The sequence below is a fragment of the Photobacterium obscurum genome (assembly GCF_026191635.1).
Taxonomy (GTDB): Bacteria; Pseudomonadota; Gammaproteobacteria; order Enterobacterales; family Vibrionaceae; genus Photobacterium; species Photobacterium obscurum.
Map to the genome: position 1 here is coordinate 23,916 of NZ_JAKRRW010000025.1, position 16,699 is coordinate 40,614.

At 51.7% G+C, this 16,699-nt stretch carries 14 protein-coding genes; 5 read left to right on the top strand and 9 right to left on the bottom strand.

Going from position 1 to position 16,699, the window contains the following annotated elements; all coding sequences use genetic code 11:
• The first annotated feature begins 322 nt into the window (after positions 1 to 322).
• From ilvG to ilvA, 5 genes are read left to right on the top strand one after another with little or no spacing between them, the layout of a single operon-like run.
• Positions 323 to 1,969 (top strand): acetolactate synthase 2 catalytic subunit, encoded by a 1,647-nt coding sequence (ilvG, locus tag MD588_RS22050; RefSeq protein ID WP_265699911.1) that lies wholly within the window; start codon positions 323 to 325, stop codon positions 1,967 to 1,969.
• Positions 1,969 to 2,217 carry an acetolactate synthase 2 small subunit gene (gene ilvM, locus MD588_RS22055; protein ID WP_265699912.1) on the top strand — a complete coding sequence of 83 codons (249 nt, stop codon included), beginning with the start codon at positions 1,969 to 1,971 and terminating at the stop codon, positions 2,215 to 2,217. The genes ilvG and ilvM overlap by 1 nt, the downstream gene beginning before the upstream one ends.
• A 21-nt stretch (positions 2,218 to 2,238) precedes the next feature.
• A complete protein-coding gene (locus MD588_RS22060; protein ID WP_265699913.1) occupies positions 2,239 to 3,186 on the top strand; it encodes a branched-chain amino acid transaminase in 948 nt (315 codons plus the stop codon).
• An 11-nt stretch (positions 3,187 to 3,197) separates the two neighbouring features.
• A complete protein-coding gene (gene ilvD, locus MD588_RS22065) occupies positions 3,198 to 5,039 on the top strand; it encodes a dihydroxy-acid dehydratase (protein WP_265699914.1) in 1,842 nt (613 codons plus the stop codon).
• A gap of 5 nt (positions 5,040 to 5,044) precedes the next feature.
• Entirely contained in the window at positions 5,045 to 6,598 is a 1,554-nt protein-coding gene (gene ilvA, locus MD588_RS22070; RefSeq protein WP_265699916.1) for a threonine ammonia-lyase, biosynthetic, read from the top strand.
• Between the two features lie 67 nt (positions 6,599 to 6,665).
• Here ilvA and MD588_RS22075 read toward each other — a convergent pair whose 3' ends face one another.
• From MD588_RS22075 to atpA, 9 genes are all read right to left on the bottom strand, one after another.
• The gene (locus tag MD588_RS22075) at positions 6,666 to 7,016 is read right to left on the bottom strand and encodes a helix-turn-helix transcriptional regulator (RefSeq protein ID WP_265699918.1); all 351 of its coding nucleotides are present in this window, start codon (positions 7,014 to 7,016) and stop codon (positions 6,666 to 6,668) included.
• A 246-nt stretch (positions 7,017 to 7,262) separates the two neighbouring features.
• Positions 7,263 to 7,640: a helix-turn-helix transcriptional regulator gene (locus MD588_RS22080; RefSeq protein WP_265699919.1), complete on the bottom strand. Its 378-nt coding sequence runs from the start codon at positions 7,638 to 7,640 to the stop codon at positions 7,263 to 7,265.
• A 297-nt stretch (positions 7,641 to 7,937) separates the two neighbouring features.
• Positions 7,938 to 9,773, bottom strand: a complete 1,836-nt coding sequence (glmS, locus tag MD588_RS22085) for a glutamine--fructose-6-phosphate transaminase (isomerizing) (protein WP_265699920.1) — start codon at positions 9,771 to 9,773, stop codon at positions 7,938 to 7,940.
• A gap of 21 nt (positions 9,774 to 9,794) precedes the next feature.
• Positions 9,795 to 10,562 (bottom strand): DeoR/GlpR family DNA-binding transcription regulator, encoded by a 768-nt coding sequence (locus MD588_RS22090; protein ID WP_265699921.1) that lies wholly within the window; start codon positions 10,560 to 10,562, stop codon positions 9,795 to 9,797.
• 182 nt (positions 10,563 to 10,744) lie between these two features.
• On the bottom strand, positions 10,745 to 12,106 hold the full coding sequence (gene glmU / locus MD588_RS22095; protein ID WP_265699922.1) for a bifunctional UDP-N-acetylglucosamine diphosphorylase/glucosamine-1-phosphate N-acetyltransferase GlmU: 1,362 nt from the start codon (positions 12,104 to 12,106) through the stop codon (positions 10,745 to 10,747).
• Between the two features lie 247 nt (positions 12,107 to 12,353).
• Positions 12,354 to 12,776, bottom strand: a complete 423-nt coding sequence (locus MD588_RS22100; RefSeq protein WP_265699923.1) for a F0F1 ATP synthase subunit epsilon — start codon at positions 12,774 to 12,776, stop codon at positions 12,354 to 12,356.
• A 17-nt stretch (positions 12,777 to 12,793) separates the two neighbouring features.
• Positions 12,794 to 14,200, bottom strand: a complete 1,407-nt coding sequence (gene atpD / locus MD588_RS22105) for a F0F1 ATP synthase subunit beta (RefSeq protein ID WP_265699924.1) — start codon at positions 14,198 to 14,200, stop codon at positions 12,794 to 12,796.
• 32 nt (positions 14,201 to 14,232) lie between these two features.
• Positions 14,233 to 15,099, bottom strand: a complete 867-nt coding sequence (atpG, locus tag MD588_RS22110; protein WP_265699925.1) for a F0F1 ATP synthase subunit gamma — start codon at positions 15,097 to 15,099, stop codon at positions 14,233 to 14,235.
• A 44-nt stretch (positions 15,100 to 15,143) separates the two neighbouring features.
• A complete protein-coding gene (atpA, locus tag MD588_RS22115) occupies positions 15,144 to 16,685 on the bottom strand; it encodes a F0F1 ATP synthase subunit alpha (protein WP_265699926.1) in 1,542 nt (513 codons plus the stop codon).
• Between the last annotated feature and the right edge of the window lie 14 nt (positions 16,686 to 16,699).

A 16,699-nucleotide genomic window follows, 5' to 3' on the forward strand; every position in this document is an offset into this window, starting at 1 on the left:
AATAATCTTCACTTTTTGCTTGTCATGCGACTCATGTCTGTGTTACCACTTAAGAAGAGCAACAAATAAACAATAAAACTGGACAGACAGTCGATGCCATTTAACGCCAAAGCTATTGCACTCATTATCAACGTCATCGTGGTGATTATTTCACCGCGAGAGGGGCTGGCAGGCGTAAGGTAGCAACAAACACAACACACGCAGAAAAGCCCCCGCACCAAACCGGTTCGGGGGCTTTTTTTTAAACACTGGACGTAAATATGCTGAAAGAATCACCAACACAGGTTTCAGCAACTCGCAAGCAAGGAACAGGGGAGCAGCGATGACAGGAGCAGAGTTAGTTGTTAAAGCGCTGCAGCAGCAGGGGATAGCAACGGTATTTGGTTATCCGGGTGGCGCAATCATGCCCATCTATGACGCGCTCTATGATGGGGGAGTCGAGCACATTCTTTGCCGCCACGAACAAGGGGCGGCAATGGCCGCCATCGGCATGGCCCGAGCCACCCAGGATGTCGCCGTCTGCATGGCTACGTCAGGCCCGGGAGCGACGAATCTGGTCACAGGGTTGGCCGATGCCTTTCTTGATTCGGTGCCGCTGGTGGCAATCACCGGACAAGTCGCCAGCTCGCACATCGGTACCGATGCCTTCCAGGAAATGGATGTGATCGGCATGTCGCTCTCCTGTACCAAGCACAGTTATCTCGTCACTGATATCGACGAGCTTGCCCCAACCCTGGCCGAGGCCTTTGAAGTCGCCAAAACCGGCCGCCCCGGTCCTGTTATTGTTGATATCGCCAAAGATGTCCAGCTAGCCCAGGCTCCCGTCGAGGCACTGCCTCGTTTTGAACCGCCTGCGATCCCCGTAACCACGGCAGAATCCGTCACGAAAGCCCAGCAAATCTTATCTGAAAGCCAGCGCCCGGTACTTTATGTCGGCGGTGGCGTCCAGCTGGCCAAAGCCACCAACACGGTACGCAGCTTCCTCAAGATAAACCCAATGCCGTCAGTCAGTACGCTGAAAGGACTGGGCACCATAGAGCGCCATGACCCGCACTACCTTGGGATGCTGGGAATGCACGGCACCAAAGCCGCCAACCTGGTGGTACAGGAAGCGGATTTGCTGATCGTCGTCGGGGCCCGTTTTGATGATCGGGTGACCGGCAAGCTGGATACCTTTGCTCCGCATGCCAAAGTGATCCACCTCGATATCGATGCCGCAGAGTTCAGCAAACTACGCCACGCCCACGCGCCGCTGCGCGGCGATATCAATGTGATCCTGCCGCAGCTTGAGCTGTCACAGGACATCACGGACTGGGTACAGCACAGTGAAAGCTTACGCTCTGATTTCAAATGGCGATATGACCATCCGGGCGATCTTATCTATGCCCCGCTGCTGCTGAAGCAACTGTCGGACATGATGCCTGACAGTGCGATGATCTCAACCGATGTCGGCCAGCACCAGATGTGGGCCGCGCAGCATACCCAGCCGCGTGAGCCGCAAAACTATATCACCTCGGCCGGCCTGGGGACGATGGGCTTTGGCTTGCCGGCGGCTATGGGCGCCAAAGTGGCAAGACCTGACGATGAGTCGATTCTGATCTCGGGCGATGGCTCGTTCATGATGAATGTTCAGGAGCTGGGCACCCTCAAGCGCAAGCAAATCCCGGTGAAGATGGTACTGATCAACAACCAGCGCCTTGGCATGGTAAGGCAGTGGCAATCACTGTTCTTTGACGGCCGCCACAGCGAAACCATCCTCGATGACAACCCGGACTTCGTCACCCTGGCGAGTGCTTTCGGTATTCCGGGTAAGACAATCACGACAAAGGCAGAGGTTGAGCCCGCCCTCAAGGAGATGCTGGCCAGCAAAACGGCATACCTGCTCCACGTGCTGATCTCAGAAGAAGAAAATGTATGGCCTCTGGTTCCGCCCGGTGCTGCAAACCAAGATATGCTGGAGAACACTTAATGGAAAGATATTTACTCGACATCAAAGCGGATGATAAGCCAGTATTACTAGAGCGCGTGCTGCGCGTCATTCGTCACCGTGGTTTTATTATCAAGCAAGTGACGGCAACCCAGAATCATGAAAGCAAGATAGCCAGTGTAGAAATAATCGTCGACAGTGACCGCCCGATCAGTACGCTGATCAATCAAATAGAAAAGCTTTGGGATATTCGTACTGTCGAAACAACAATATTGGAAAACCGAGATTAGCGCATAAGGAAGGAACACGATATGGCAAACACAGCAGATTATATTTGGTTTAATGGTGAAATAGTTCCCTGGGCAGAGGCGAACGTACACGTCCTAACCCATGCTATGCACTATGGTACATCGGTTTTTGAAGGGATTCGCTGCTACAACACGCCAAAAGGTCCGATCGTTTTCCGCCATAAGGAACATATGGATCGCCTGAAAAACTCAGCAAAAGTTTATCGTTTTCCCATCCCATATTCCTCTGAAGAGCTGATGGAAATTTGCCGCGAAACTATTCGCGTCAACAAGCTAGAATCCGCTTATATCCGCCCATTGGGCTATGTCGGCAATGTCGGCCTGGGTGTCTGCCCGCCGGTTGATACCGAAATGGATCTTATCGTCGCGGCCTTCCCGTGGGGTTCTTACCTGGGTGAAGAAGCCCTCGAGAATGGTGTCGATGCCATGATTTCCAGCTGGAATCGCGCCGCGCCAAACACGATTCCTACCGCCGCCAAGGCCGGAGGGAACTATCTCTCGTCGCTACTGGTTGGCAGCGAAGCCCGTCGTCACGGCTATGCCGAAGGGATCGCTCTCAGCGTGGACGGCTACCTCTCAGAAGGTGCCGGGGAGAATATCTTTGTGGTACGTAATGGTGTGCTTTCAACACCGCCGGCCACCAGCGCTATTCTGCCGGGTATTACCCGCGACTCGATTATGGTGCTGGCAAAAGAGCTGGGCTACGAAGTCCGTGAAGAAAACATTGCCCGCGAAGCGTTATATCTGGCTGATGAAGTCTTCATGACAGGTACTGCGGCCGAAATCGTCCCAGTACGTAGCGTAGACCAAATCGCCGTAGGCGAAGGTAAACGCGGCCCCGTCACCAAAGATATCCAAGCGGCCTACTTCGGCCTGTTTAACGGCACCACAGAAGATAAGTGGGGCTGGCTAGATTACGTATACTCAGAAAATGCACCATCAGCTAAATAAAGGACTCAACAATGCCTCAATATCGTAGTGCAACGACAACTCATGGACGAAATATGGCAGGGGCGCGTGCTTTATGGCGAGCGACTGGCGTTAAAGATGAAGATTTCGGCAAACCTATCATCGCGGTGGTGAACTCATTTACCCAATTTGTACCTGGCCACGTCCATCTAAAAGATATGGGACAGTTGGTTGCAGGTGAGATCGAGAAAGCGGGCGGTATTGCCAAAGAATTCAATACCATCGCGGTTGATGATGGGATCGCCATGGGCCACGGCGGCATGCTCTATTCTCTGCCGTCACGTGAGCTGATCGCCGATTCCGTCGAGTACATGGTCAATGCCCACTGTGCCGATGCCATGGTATGCATTTCCAACTGTGACAAAATCACCCCGGGGATGCTAATGGCAGCCCTGCGGATCAATATTCCGGTGATCTTTGTTTCCGGCGGCCCGATGGAAGCGGGAAAAACCAAGCTGTCCGATCAGATCCTCAAACTGGATCTGGTCGACGCCATGATCCAGGGGGCGGATCCAACGGTTTCTGACGAGCAGAGCGAGCAGATTGAGCGCTCCGCCTGCCCGACCTGCGGTTCGTGTTCAGGCATGTTCACCGCCAACTCGATGAACTGTCTGACCGAGGCGCTCGGCCTCAGCCAGCCGGGCAACGGTTCAATGCTGGCAACCCACGCCGATCGGGAACAGCTGTTTATCAATGCCGGCAAGCGCATCGTCGAACTGACCAAACGCTATTACGAGCAAGATGATGCCAGCGCCCTGCCGCGCAGTATCGCCAGTAAGAAAGCTTTCGAGAATGCGATGGCACTCGATATCGCAATGGGCGGCTCGACCAACACGGTCTTGCACCTCCTAGCTTCGGCACAGGAAGGTGAGGTTGATTTTACCATGGAAGACATCGACCGCATGTCACGCCGGGTACCGCACCTGTGTAAGGTCGCTCCGTCGACCCAGCAGTACCATATGGAAGACGTGCATCGTGCCGGGGGCGTCTACGGCATTCTAGGCGAACTCGACCGTGCCGGTTTATTGCATAGCGATTGCCATAACGTCTTAGGACAGACCTTCGCAGAGTCATTGGCACAATTCGATATTGCCGTTACCGATTCGCAAGAAGTCAGGGACTTTTACCGTGCCGGCCCTGCCGGTATTCGTACCACCAAAGCCTTCTCACAAGATTGCCGCTGGGATAGCGTCGATGACGATCGCGAAAATGGCTGTATCCGCAGCAAAGAGCATGCTTTCAGCCAAGACGGGGGCCTTGCCGTGCTATCAGGCAACATGGCACTGGATGGCTGCATTGTTAAAACCGCCGGGGTGGATGAAAGCTGCCTCACGTTCCGCGGCCCAGCCGTCGTATTCGAGAGCCAGGACACCGCCGTAGAAGGTATTCTTGGCGGCAAAGTCAAAGCTGGCGATGTGGTGGTTATTCGCTATGAAGGTCCTAAAGGCGGGCCAGGTATGCAGGAAATGCTGTATCCGACCACCTACCTCAAATCGATGGGTCTAGGCAAGGAATGTGCCCTGATCACTGATGGGCGATTCTCCGGCGGGACGAGTGGGCTGTCTATCGGGCACGTTTCCCCAGAGGCGGCCAGTGGCGGGACCATCGGTTTGATTAAAGATGGCGATATTATCGATATCGACATTCCAAACCGCAGCATTGAGCTGCACGTTGACGAGCAAGAGCTGGCACAGCGCCGTGATGTGAACAATCAACAAGGCTGGCAGCCAACCGATCGCCACCGTGAAGTCTCTTACGCGCTACGTGCGTACGCACTGCTTGCCACCAGCGCCGACAAAGGGGCTGTCCGAGATAAAACCAAGCTGGAAGGATAATAACGATGAGCGAAGTGAAACAGGCCATGGATGTTGAGCGATTAAGCGGAGCCGACTACCTTCGCGATATTCTTCGGGCGCCGGTCTACGAAGTTGCGCAGGTTACTCCGCTGCAAACCATGAGCCGACTTACCGCCAGGATGGGTAACGGCATCCAGCTTAAACGGGAAGACCGCCAGCCCGTCCACTCGTTCAAGCTGCGTGGAGCCTACAATATGATGGCCCAGCTAACAGAAGCACAGCGCCAGGCTGGCGTGATTGCCGCCTCGGCAGGCAACCATGCCCAGGGTCTGGCGCTATCTGGCAAGCACCTCGGCGTCAGCGCCACTATCGTGATGCCGCGCACCACACCGGATATCAAGGTCGATGCGGTGCGCAGTTTCGGCGGCAAGGTGGTCCTGCACGGCAGTAACTTTGACGAAGCCAAGGCCCATGCCGAAACACTGGCCAGGCAGCATGGCTATACCTTTATCCCACCGTTTGATCACCCATCGGTGATTGCCGGGCAAGGTACTATCGGTATCGAGCTGGTCCAGCAAAACGGCCACCTCGACTATGTGTTTCTCCCCGTCGGAGGCGGGGGCCTGGCGGCCGGGGTATCCGTACTGCTAAAACAGCTGATGCCGGAGATCAAGATCATCGGGGTTGAGGCTGAGGATTCGGCCTGTTTGCGTGCCGCCTTAGATGCCGGAGAACCAGTGACACTGGATCAGGTCGGTATGTTTGCCGACGGTGTGGCGGTGAAGCGGATCGGTGAAGAGACCTTCCGTCTGTGCCAGCAGTATATCGATGATGTGATCACGGTAAGCAGTGATGAAATCTGCTCGGCAGTCAAAGATATCTTCGAAGATACCCGTGCCATTGCCGAGCCTTCAGGCGCCCTGTCGTTAGCCGGGCTCAAGAAGTATACGGAAGACAACCAGCTGCAAGGCAAGCAGCTGGCGGCAATTCTCTCAGGGGCAAACCTCAACTTTCACGGCTTGCGCTACATTTCTGAACGCTGCGAGCTGGGTGAAAAGCGCGAGGGTTTACTGGCCGTGACGATCCCGGAGCGCCCGGGGGCTTTCCTCGACTTCTGCCATATCCTTGGTGGTCGTGCCGTCACGGAGTTCAACTACCGTTACAATGACGATACCCTGGCGAATGTGTTTGTCGGTGTCCGCCTCATGCAGGGTCAGGAGGAGCTGGAAGGCATCATCCATGATTTGCGCAAAGGCGGCTATCCGGTGGTGGATCTGTCTGACGATGAAATGGCCAAAGTCCACGTTCGCTATATGATTGGCGGACGACCTTCCAAACCGCTCAAAGAGAGGTTATACAGCTTTGAGTTTCCGGAATACCCCGGGGCACTGCTGAAGTTTTTGAGCACCCTTGGCACCCACTGGAATATTAGCTTGTTTAACTACCGCAATCATGGCGCGGATTACGGCCGGGTATTATGCGGTTTCGAACTGGAAGAACAGGACTTGCTGTCGTTCACCAGCCACCTGCGTGAACTGGGTTACCACTGGAAGGATGAAACCGATAATCCTGCCTATCAATTTTTTCTCGCCCAATAAGGCAATGCAGGGCGGAGCAACATCAACAAAAAAAGCAGCCCTCTGGCTGCTTTTTTTTGTCTTTCCATCAGCTCGACTGCTCGACATAACAACGCATCAGGCCGATATGGTGAGTGAGCAACGCCGTTCTTGTCGGCTCAGGGACTCTGGAAAAAAGCGCTAGCAACTGAGAAAAATCATAGTTTTGCTCTACTGGCGGGGAGACTGTTTCCTCATAAATAAACCAGGTCAGTGGTCGCCCGGTGATCTCCGCAATCTTCATCAAGGTGGTTACCCGCGGCTCAGTTTTTCCGGACTCCAAGTCCAGGTAGGTCTGTCTCGCGACATCGAGGCACTTTGCCATGGCAACCTGCGAAATATCTTTCCACTCTCTGGCCTCTCGAATCCTAGCCGCTATTTGTGGTTTTAAGGTTTCCATCTCACACCATCTGCTGTTCACCATCGATGGCCACTCTCGCCCTGAGATATCAATCACTTGAAATTAAGGCTCAAATCGCCGGAGAATAATAAATTATCCAGCAGAATCGTATCAGTTCACGGCATACAAAGTGAAAACGTGATACCACACAATTAATGTAAGGCAAAGCAGGCATATAAAATTATCACTGTAAGCAATTGCATACAGCAATAACACAGTACCTAGGTGCTTAACGATGCACTGTTATTATTTATCTTTCTGCGTCAGTGCTCGGGTATATTCGGCCATAAAACCTGCCAGGTTAATACTTTGCTGCAAGATCACATTTCTGGCCGAGTGGGGAAGACGGCTGAAATACTGCAGCAGGCGGTCAATTTCCTCTTTGTATTCACTTTCCAGGATCTCTATTCCTTCATCGCCATAGACAAACCAAGTCAGCGGACGCTCGGTAATTTCCGAGATCTCAGATAATAGCCGTACTTTGGGTTCTGTTTTCCCCGTCTCCAAATCCAGATAAGTCTGCCGCGCTACCTGCAACTGCTGCGCCATGTGAACCTGAGTAAGCCCTTTCCACTCACGTGCTTCCTTGATACGTGCAGCGATTTTCGCTTTGGGATCCGTCATGTCTAACCTCCAATACAGATTTAAATGAAGACTGCCTAACTTTCAATCCTAGAGTTGCACAACATAAGCCAACTTTGCCACTCAACATACGCACACTAAAAATCAAAGACTTAACTATGATGCAATGCACGCCGTTTTTATTTTGAGTTGCAGTTCGTTACGATCCTGACTTGTTTTCCTATTTCGCAATAAGTTCGTCACTAATGTCTAGAGAGTAGACTCTCTGATGCTCTAAAACGACAAAAGGCGCCTGAGTAGGCGCCTTTTCTCATTTTTGAGACAAGTCAGATGACGACTTTATTCAACCGTAACAGCTTTCGCTAGGTTACGCGGCTGATCCACGTCGGTTCCTTTAATCAAGGCAACATGGTAAGACAGCAGCTGCATTGGTACGGTGTAGAAAATCGGAGCAATAATGTCATCAACACGCGGCATAGTGATGATCTTCATTCCCTCGCACGCTTCAAAGCCAGCTTCGCTATCAGCAAAGACATACAGCAGGCCACCACGGGCACGAACTTCCTCGATATTTGACTTCAGCTTCTCAAGCAGATCATTGGTCGGGGCTACCACGATAACCGGCATATCGGCATCAATCAGCGCCAGCGGACCATGTTTCAGCTCACCCGCTGCATAAGCTTCGGCATGAATGTACGAGATTTCTTTCAGTTTCAGCGAGGCTTCCACCGCAATCGGGTAGAACTCGCCTCGGCCAAGGAACAATGCATGGTGCTTGTCGGCAAAGTCTTCAGCCAGCTGCTCAATCGGCTTGTCGAATGCCAGTGCTTTTTCCACTTGTGTCGGTAGCTGATGCAGAGAATCTACAATCTCTTTCTCTTTTGCCGCATCAATCAGACCTTTTTCCTTGCCCAGAGCCGTTACGAACATTAGCAGGGTAACTAGCTGAGTGGTAAAGGCTTTAGTTGATGCCACACCAATTTCGGTACCGGCACGGGTCATGAAGGCCAAATCTGATTCACGGACCAGGGACGAGCCTGCAACGTTACAGATTGTCATTGCTGACATGTAGCCTTTTTCTTTTGCCAGGCGCAGTGCCGCCAGAGTATCAGCTGTTTCACCCGACTGGGAAAGGGTGATCAGCAGGCTATTTGGGCGAGTGACAAACTTACGGTAACGGAACTCAGAAGCAATCTCGACGTCACAGCTCACACCAGCCATAGCCTCGAACCAGTAACGTGCCACCATACCGGCATTGTAAGACGTACCACAGGCAACAATCTGCACGTGCTCGACGTTTTCCAGAATATCCGTCGTGCCATTACCAATGCTTTCCACGACAACAGAGTCGCTGCTGATACGGCCTTCCATCGTATTGATCAGCGCGCTAGGCTGCTCGTAAATCTCTTTTTGCATGTAGTGGCGGTACTGACCCTTATCAGCCGCATCTTGCTGCAGGTTCGACTCGTGGACTTCACGAGTAACCGGCTGGCCATCGATATCGAAGACATTCACTTCACGGCGGGTGATTTCAGCTACATCGCCTTCTTCAAGGAACATAAAGCGACGGGTTACATTCAGCAGGGCTAGCTGATCAGAAGCTAAGAAGTTCTCGCCGACACCCAGTCCAATGACCAACGGGCTGCCAGAGCGCGCCACAACCACACGCTCAGGATCACGGCGATCCATCACAACGGTACCGTAGGCACCTTCCAGCTGGGCTGCTGTTTTTTGAACCGCTTCCAGCAAAGTTGCCGATGTGCGTAGTTCCCACTCCACCAAGTGAGCAATCACTTCGGTGTCAGTTTGCGAGACAAATGCATAGCCACGTTCAATCAGCAGCTCACGCAATTCTTCATGGTTTTCGATAATGCCGTTGTGTACCAGTGCAATATTGTCACCAGACATATGCGGGTGGGCATTAGCTTCAGACGGCTCGCCATGCGTCGCCCAGCGTGTATGCGCAATACCGGTACCGCCCGTGATCGGTGAGCAGTCCACAGCATCGGCCAACTCTTGGACCTTACCCAAACGACGTACGCGCTTCAGGTTGCTGTTGCTATCAATGACCGCCACACCGGCAGAGTCATAACCACGGTACTCAAGACGGCGTAGCCCTTCCACTAAGATTTCAGCGACATCACGCTGCGCTACCGCACCAACAATTCCACACATATTCGTATCTCTCCAAAAGTTTTATTCTGATGCCGTACAGATCACCTGTACGCCATGCTGTTCAATCTGTTGCTTTGCTTCGTCACTCAAGCCATCGTCGGTGATTAGGGTGCTGATATTGCTCCATGGCAGCTCGAGGTTAGGGATCTTGCGCCCCACCTTGCTCGACTCAACCATCACTACCACCTCACGAGAGACCTCGGCCATCACTCGGCTCAGTCCAATCAGTTCGTTGAACGTCGTTGTACCACGTGCAATATCGATGCCGTCGGCACCGATGAATAACTGGTCGAAGTCATACGAGCGCAGCACCGATTCGGCCACCTGGCCCTGGAACGCTTCCGAGTGCGGATCCCAGGTACCGCCCGTCATCAACAAGGTTGGTTCGTCTTCCAGTTCATTCAGCGCATTGGCGACACTCAGCGAGTTGGTCATCACTATCAGCCCTTGCTTGCCCCCCAGCAGACCAATCAGGCTGGCGGTAGTACTGCCGCTGTCGATAATGATCCGATTATGGTCACGGATCCGTGCCGCAGCCGCTTTGGCAATTGCTAACTTACGAACCGAAACATTTTCTTCCACCTCACTGACCATTTCAGACGGCATCGCAATCGCCCCGCCGTAACGGCGTAGCAATAAACCATTTTTTTCCAAGGCTGCGAGATCTTTGCGAATGGTCACTTCGGAGGTGGTAAAAAACTTAGCCAGCTGATCAACGCTGACTTCGCCCTTGTCATTGACCATCGAGACAATGGTATGACGGCGCTGCTGGGTATTTCGCTTCGACATGAGTTACGAACTGATACTGTAAAGTTTCGATTTGAAAGAAATGGTAGCAGATCAAAACTTTCTTGATCAAGATTGTGCAATTAATTTTTTATAAAAAAGAAGGCTGGTTGCTGATACAAAAGTGTCCGGATCAAAAAAGGCAGGGGAGAGCCCCTGCCTTTGCATATCATTCGACGCGACGGTTATTTTTTCTTAACCGGACGCTTCCAGCCTTTGATAGTACGGGCTGGAGCGCGAGTGATAACTAACTCACCCTCGCCAATATCACGGTTGATGGTTGCACCGGCACCGATAGTCGCCCCTTTTGCCACCTTGACCGGAGCAATCAGCTGGGTATCTGAGCCAATAAACACATCGTCTTCAATTTCAGTCTTGAACTTATTGGCACCGTCGTAGTTGCAGGTAATCGTTCCGGCACCGATATTCACGCGATCGCCAATTTCGGCATCACCCAGGTAAGTCAGGTGGTTAGCTTTTGAGCCTTTACCCAGACGCGCCTTCTTCATTTCTACGAAGTTGCCGACATGCGAATCGCCCACCAGCTCTGCGCCAGGACGCAGACGGGTAAACGGACCCACAGTACAATCTTCACCGACCGTCGCGCCTTCAATCACGCTGTACGGACGAATGACACTGTTGTCGTCGATTTCACAGTCTTTCAGCACCGAACCCGCCCCAATCACGACGTTGTCGCCCAGTGACACACACCCTTCAATGATCACATTAACATCGATCTCAACGTCTGTGCCGCACTGCAGCTCGCCACGAAGGTCAAAGCGCGCCGGATCGCGCAGCATGACACCTTGCTCCAGCAGACGCTCGGCCTGCATCGTCTGGAAGGCACGCTCAAGTTTCGCCAGCTGAATGCGGTTATTCACGCCTTCAACTTCAATGGCTTTAACCGGATGTACCGCTTCAACAGCACGGCCTTCGTTATGAGCAATCTCGATAATATCCGTCAGGTAGTATTCACCCTGCGCATTATCATTTTTCAGGGATGCTAACCAGCGCTTCAGATCACCACCATTGGCGACCATTACCCCGGTATTGATTTCTTTGATCAGCTTCTGCTCTTCCGTCGCATCTTTCTGCTCGACAATCGCTACCACCGGGCCGTTGCGGCGCACAATGCGGCCATAGCCCGTCGGATCGTCCAATACGACGGTCAGCAGGGCAATACCGCCCTCTGGCTGGGCATCAAGAAGGTTAGTTAGGGTATCAGCGCTGATCAGCGGCACATCGCCATATAGAATCAATACTTTTTCATCATCAGCCAGATCCGGGCAGGCCTGGTTAACCGCATGGCCGGTACCCAGCTGCTCTGCCTGCAACACCCAGTTGACCTGCTCATCACTCAGCACAGCTTTCATCTGGTCGCCACCGTGGCCATATACCAGATGAATATTGCTTGCGCCCACACCGCCACAGGTATCAATCACATGCTTGACCATCGGCTTGCCGGCCAGCGTATGGAGCACCTTGGGTAGGTTAGAGTACATACGGGTTCCTTTGCCCGCCGCCAGAATCACAGCACTAAAGCTCATGATGGATTATCCTTCTTGATGCATATATAAAAATTCAACTGCCAGCATTGTATCGGTTCAGCACTGAAGGTTTAAGGGAAATAGATTATTTTTTGCGAGTAATAACGCCATTTCACAACGCCGGGCTTATGCCCAATCGCATAACTTTCCCCATCTCCCGCCCGAGAAACCATTCATACAGTCAATCAATTGTAGTTGGGTATAAAAAAAGCGACCCTAGGGTCGCTTTTTTGCGTCATGCGCCTGATTAACGCGCTTTTTTCGTCAGCTCGATAACACGTAGCTGAGCGATCGCTTTAGCCAGGTCACTGGCCGCTTGAGCAAAGTCGATATCGCCATGCTGGTTGTGGATATTCTCCTCAGCCTGACGTTTCGCTTCTTCCGCCTTAGCTGCATCCAAATCTTCACCACGGATCGCGGTGTCAGCCAGAACCGTAACGGAACTTGGCTGAACTTCCAGCATACCGCCAGAAAGATAGATAACTTCTTCCTCGCCATGCTGCTTAATGATTCGGATCATACCCGGCGTAATAGCGGTCAGCAGCGGTGTGTGTCCTGCGTGAATACCCAGTTCACCTTCGCTACCGGTCACCTGAACGTTCTCAGCACGACCAGAGAACAGTTTTTTCTCTGCGCTTACTACGTCTAGATGGAAGGTTATCGCTGCCATGTCGCCTCCTACTCAGCTTAAAGCTTCTTCGCTTTTTCCAATACGTCTTCGATCGCGCCGCAGTACATAAATGCCTGCTCCGGAATGTCGTCGTATTCGCCCGCTAGAAGACCTTTGAAGCTACGTAGCGTATCTTTCAGCGATACGTAGATGCCTGGGTCGCCTGTGAAGACTTCAGCAACGTGGTAAGGCTGAGTTAGGAAACGCTCAATCTTACGGGCACGAGATACGGCTTGCTTATCTTCTTCTGACAGCTCGTCCATACCTAGGATTGCGATGATGTCTTTCAGCTCTTTATAGCGCTGCAGAATACTCTGTACGCCACGAGCGATGTCATAGTGCTCCTGACCAACCACCAGTGGATCTAGCATACGAGATGTAGAATCTAGTGGGTCAATCGCTGGGTATAGACCCAGAGAAGCGATCTGACGAGAAAGTACAACGGTCGCATCCAAGTGAGCAAACGTTGTTGCCGGAGATGGATCCGTCAAGTCATCCGCAGGTACGTATACCGCCTGTACAGAGGTGATAGAACCGCTCTTCGTTGACGTGATACGCTCCTGAAGTACACCCATCTCTTCTGCAAGAGTTGGCTGGTAACCTACCGCAGATGGCATACGGCCAAGAAGTGCCGATACCTCTGTACCCGCAAGGGTATAACGGTAGATGTTATCGATGAACAGTAGTACGTCACGACCTTCGTCACGGAAGCGCTCTGCCATAGTCAGACCCGTCAGAGCAACACGCAGACGGTTACCCGGTGGCTCGTTCATCTGGCCGTAAACCATTGCTACTTTCGATTCTTCAGGTTTTTCGATGTTAACAACACCGGCTTCCTGCATCTCGTAGTAGAAATCGTTACCTTCACGAGTACGCTCACCAACACCAGCAAATACCGACAGACCTGAGTGCTGTAGGGCGATGTTGTTGATAAGTTCCATCATGTTGACGGTCTTACCTACACCGGCACCACCGAACAGACCGATTTTACCACCCTTAGCGAATGGACAAATCAAGTCGATAACTTTAACACCTGTCTCAAGCAACTCAGTTACATTAGACTGGTCTTCGTAGCTTGGCGCTTCACGGTGAATCGCGTAACGCTCTTGCTCACCGATCTCACCACACTCATCAATTGGCTGACCCAGAACGTTCATAATACGTCCTAGAGTTGCAGTACCAACTGGAACTTCAATTGGGCGGCCTGTGTTTTCAACAGACAAACCACGACGTAAGCCATCAGAAGTACCCATTGCGATACCACGTACAACACCACCACCTAGTTGCTGCTGAACTTCAAGAACTAGCGTGCCGTTCTCTTTCGCATCAACGTGAAGGGCGTCGTATACCTGTGGTACAGAGTCCTGCGGAAACTCTACGTCGACTACCGCACCGATGATCTGTACGATCTTACCTGTAGCCATCGTTAATCCTCTAAACTTATTAATTCTTTGCCTTAAACAGCAGCTGCACCAGAAACGATTTCTGACAGTTCTTGTGTGATCGCCGCCTGACGGGCTTTGTTGTACACAAGCTGCAGATCATCAATCAAGTTTCCTGCATTATCTGTTGCTGCTTTCATCGCAACCATTCGAGCGGCTTGCTCACTGGCAAGGTTCTCGACCACACCCTGGTAAACCTGTGATTCGGCATAGCGAACCAACAAAGTATCCAGCAGGGCTTTCGGCTCGGGCTCATAAATGTAGTCCCAAGAGTGGTTGCGCTGCATTTCTTCGTCTTCTGACTTAGGCAAAGGCAGCAATTGATCAATCACTGGTTCCTGAACCATAGTGTTTACAAACTGGTTGTAAACCAAGTACAGGCGATCCAATTGGCCTTCATCATATTTCTTCAGCATCACGCCAACGGTACCGATCAGTTCGTCAACCGTTGGGGAGTCACCCAAACCTGACACCTGAGCGACAACATTACCGCCATAGTTGTTAAAGAATGCAGTAGCCTTCGCGCCAACAAGCGCCAAATCAACTTCTGCACCTTTGTCTGACCAACCTTGAATGTCATTCATGGCTTGCTTGAACAGGTTAATGTTCAAACCGCCACACAGACCGCGGTCAGTAGAAACAATGATGTAACCTACGCGCTTGGCTTCACGTTCTTCGAGATAAGGATGCTTATACTCGAGGCTACCAAGGGCGATATGACCGATCACTTTGCGCATAGTTTGTGCGTATGGACGTGATGATTCCATCGCGTCTTGCGTTTTACGCATTTTAGACGCGGCCACCATTTCCATCGCTTTTGTGATCTTCTGTGTGTTTTGCACACTGCCGATCTTGTTACGAATCTCTTTTGCGCTGGCCATCGTTACTCTCCGTTAGTAGGTGATCGCAAGCGATCACCAACCAATTACCAAGTCTGGGTCGCTTTGAAATCTTCAACCAGTTTCACAAACTGGGCTTCGATTTCATCGTTCCAAGCACCCGTTTCATCTACCTGAGATACAAGCTCTGCATAGTGAGCTTTGGCATATGAAAGCAACGCAGCTTCGAAGTCAGCGAGCTTAGTTAGCTCAACATCGTTCAAGTAGCCTTTTTCCGCAGCAAAGATAACAAGCGCTTGCTCGAAGACAGACATTGGCGCGTACTGCTTCTGCTTCATCAGCTCTGTTACTTTCTGACCGTGGTCAAGCTGCTTCTTGGTTGCTTCATCAAGGTCAGACGAGAACTGGGCAAACGCCGCTAGTTCACGGTACTGTGCCAGTGCAGTACGAATACCACCAGACAACTTCTTGATGATCTTAGTCTGCGCAGAACCACCTACACGCGATACAGAGATACCTGGGTCAACGGCTGGACGAATACCGGCGTTGAACAGCTCTGTCTGCAGGAAGATCTGACCATCAGTGATCGAGATAACGTTAGTCGGTACGAATGCAGATACGTCACCAGCCTGCGTTTCGATAATCGGAAGCGCAGTTAGAGAACCAGTTCGACCTTTCACTTCACCGTTAGTGAATTTTTCTACGTAGTTTTCGTTAACACGAGCTGCACGCTCTAGTAGACGAGAGTGAAGGTAGAAAACATCACCAGGGAATGCTTCACGGCCAGGTGGACGCTTAAGCAGTAGTGAGATCTGACGGTAAGCAACAGCCTGCTTAGACAGGTCATCGTATACGATCAGGGCATCTTCACCGCGGTCACGGAAGTATTCACCCATTGCACAACCTGCGTATGGCGCAAGGTATTGCAGAGCTGCCGCTTCAGAAGCTGATGCAACAACCACAATCGTGTTTGACAGTGCACCATGCTCTTCCAGTTTGCGAACTACGTTAGCGATAGTTGACGCTTTCTGGCCGATAGCAACATAAACAGAGTAAATACCAGAGTTTTTCTGGTTAATGATCGCATCAATCGCCATCGCTGTTTTACCAGTCTGACGGTCACCGATAACTAGCTCACGCTGGCCACGGCCGATTGGGATCATTGAGTCAACTGATTTATAACCAGTCTGTACTGGCTGATCAACGGACTTACGATCGATAACGCCAGGTGCAATGACTTCTACCGGAGAGAATGTCTCCGTTTCAATTGGACCTTTACCATCGATAGGCTCACCTAGCGTGTTTACAACACGGCCAAGTAGAGCAGGGCCTACTGGTACTTCAAGAATACGACCAGTACCCGTTACTTTCATGCCTTCCTGTAGGTCAGCATATGGGCCCATTACAACCGCACCTACCGAGTCACGCTCAAGGTTAAGTGCTAGTGCAAAACGGCCACCAGGTAATTCAATCATTTCACCTTGCATTACGTCTGCAAGGCCATGGATACGAATGATACCGTCACTTACCGAAATGATAGTACCTTCGTTACGCGCTTCACTTACAACGTTGAATTTTTCAATACGCTGCTTGATCAGTGCGCTAATTTCCGTGGAATTAAGTTGCATGCTCCAATTCCCCA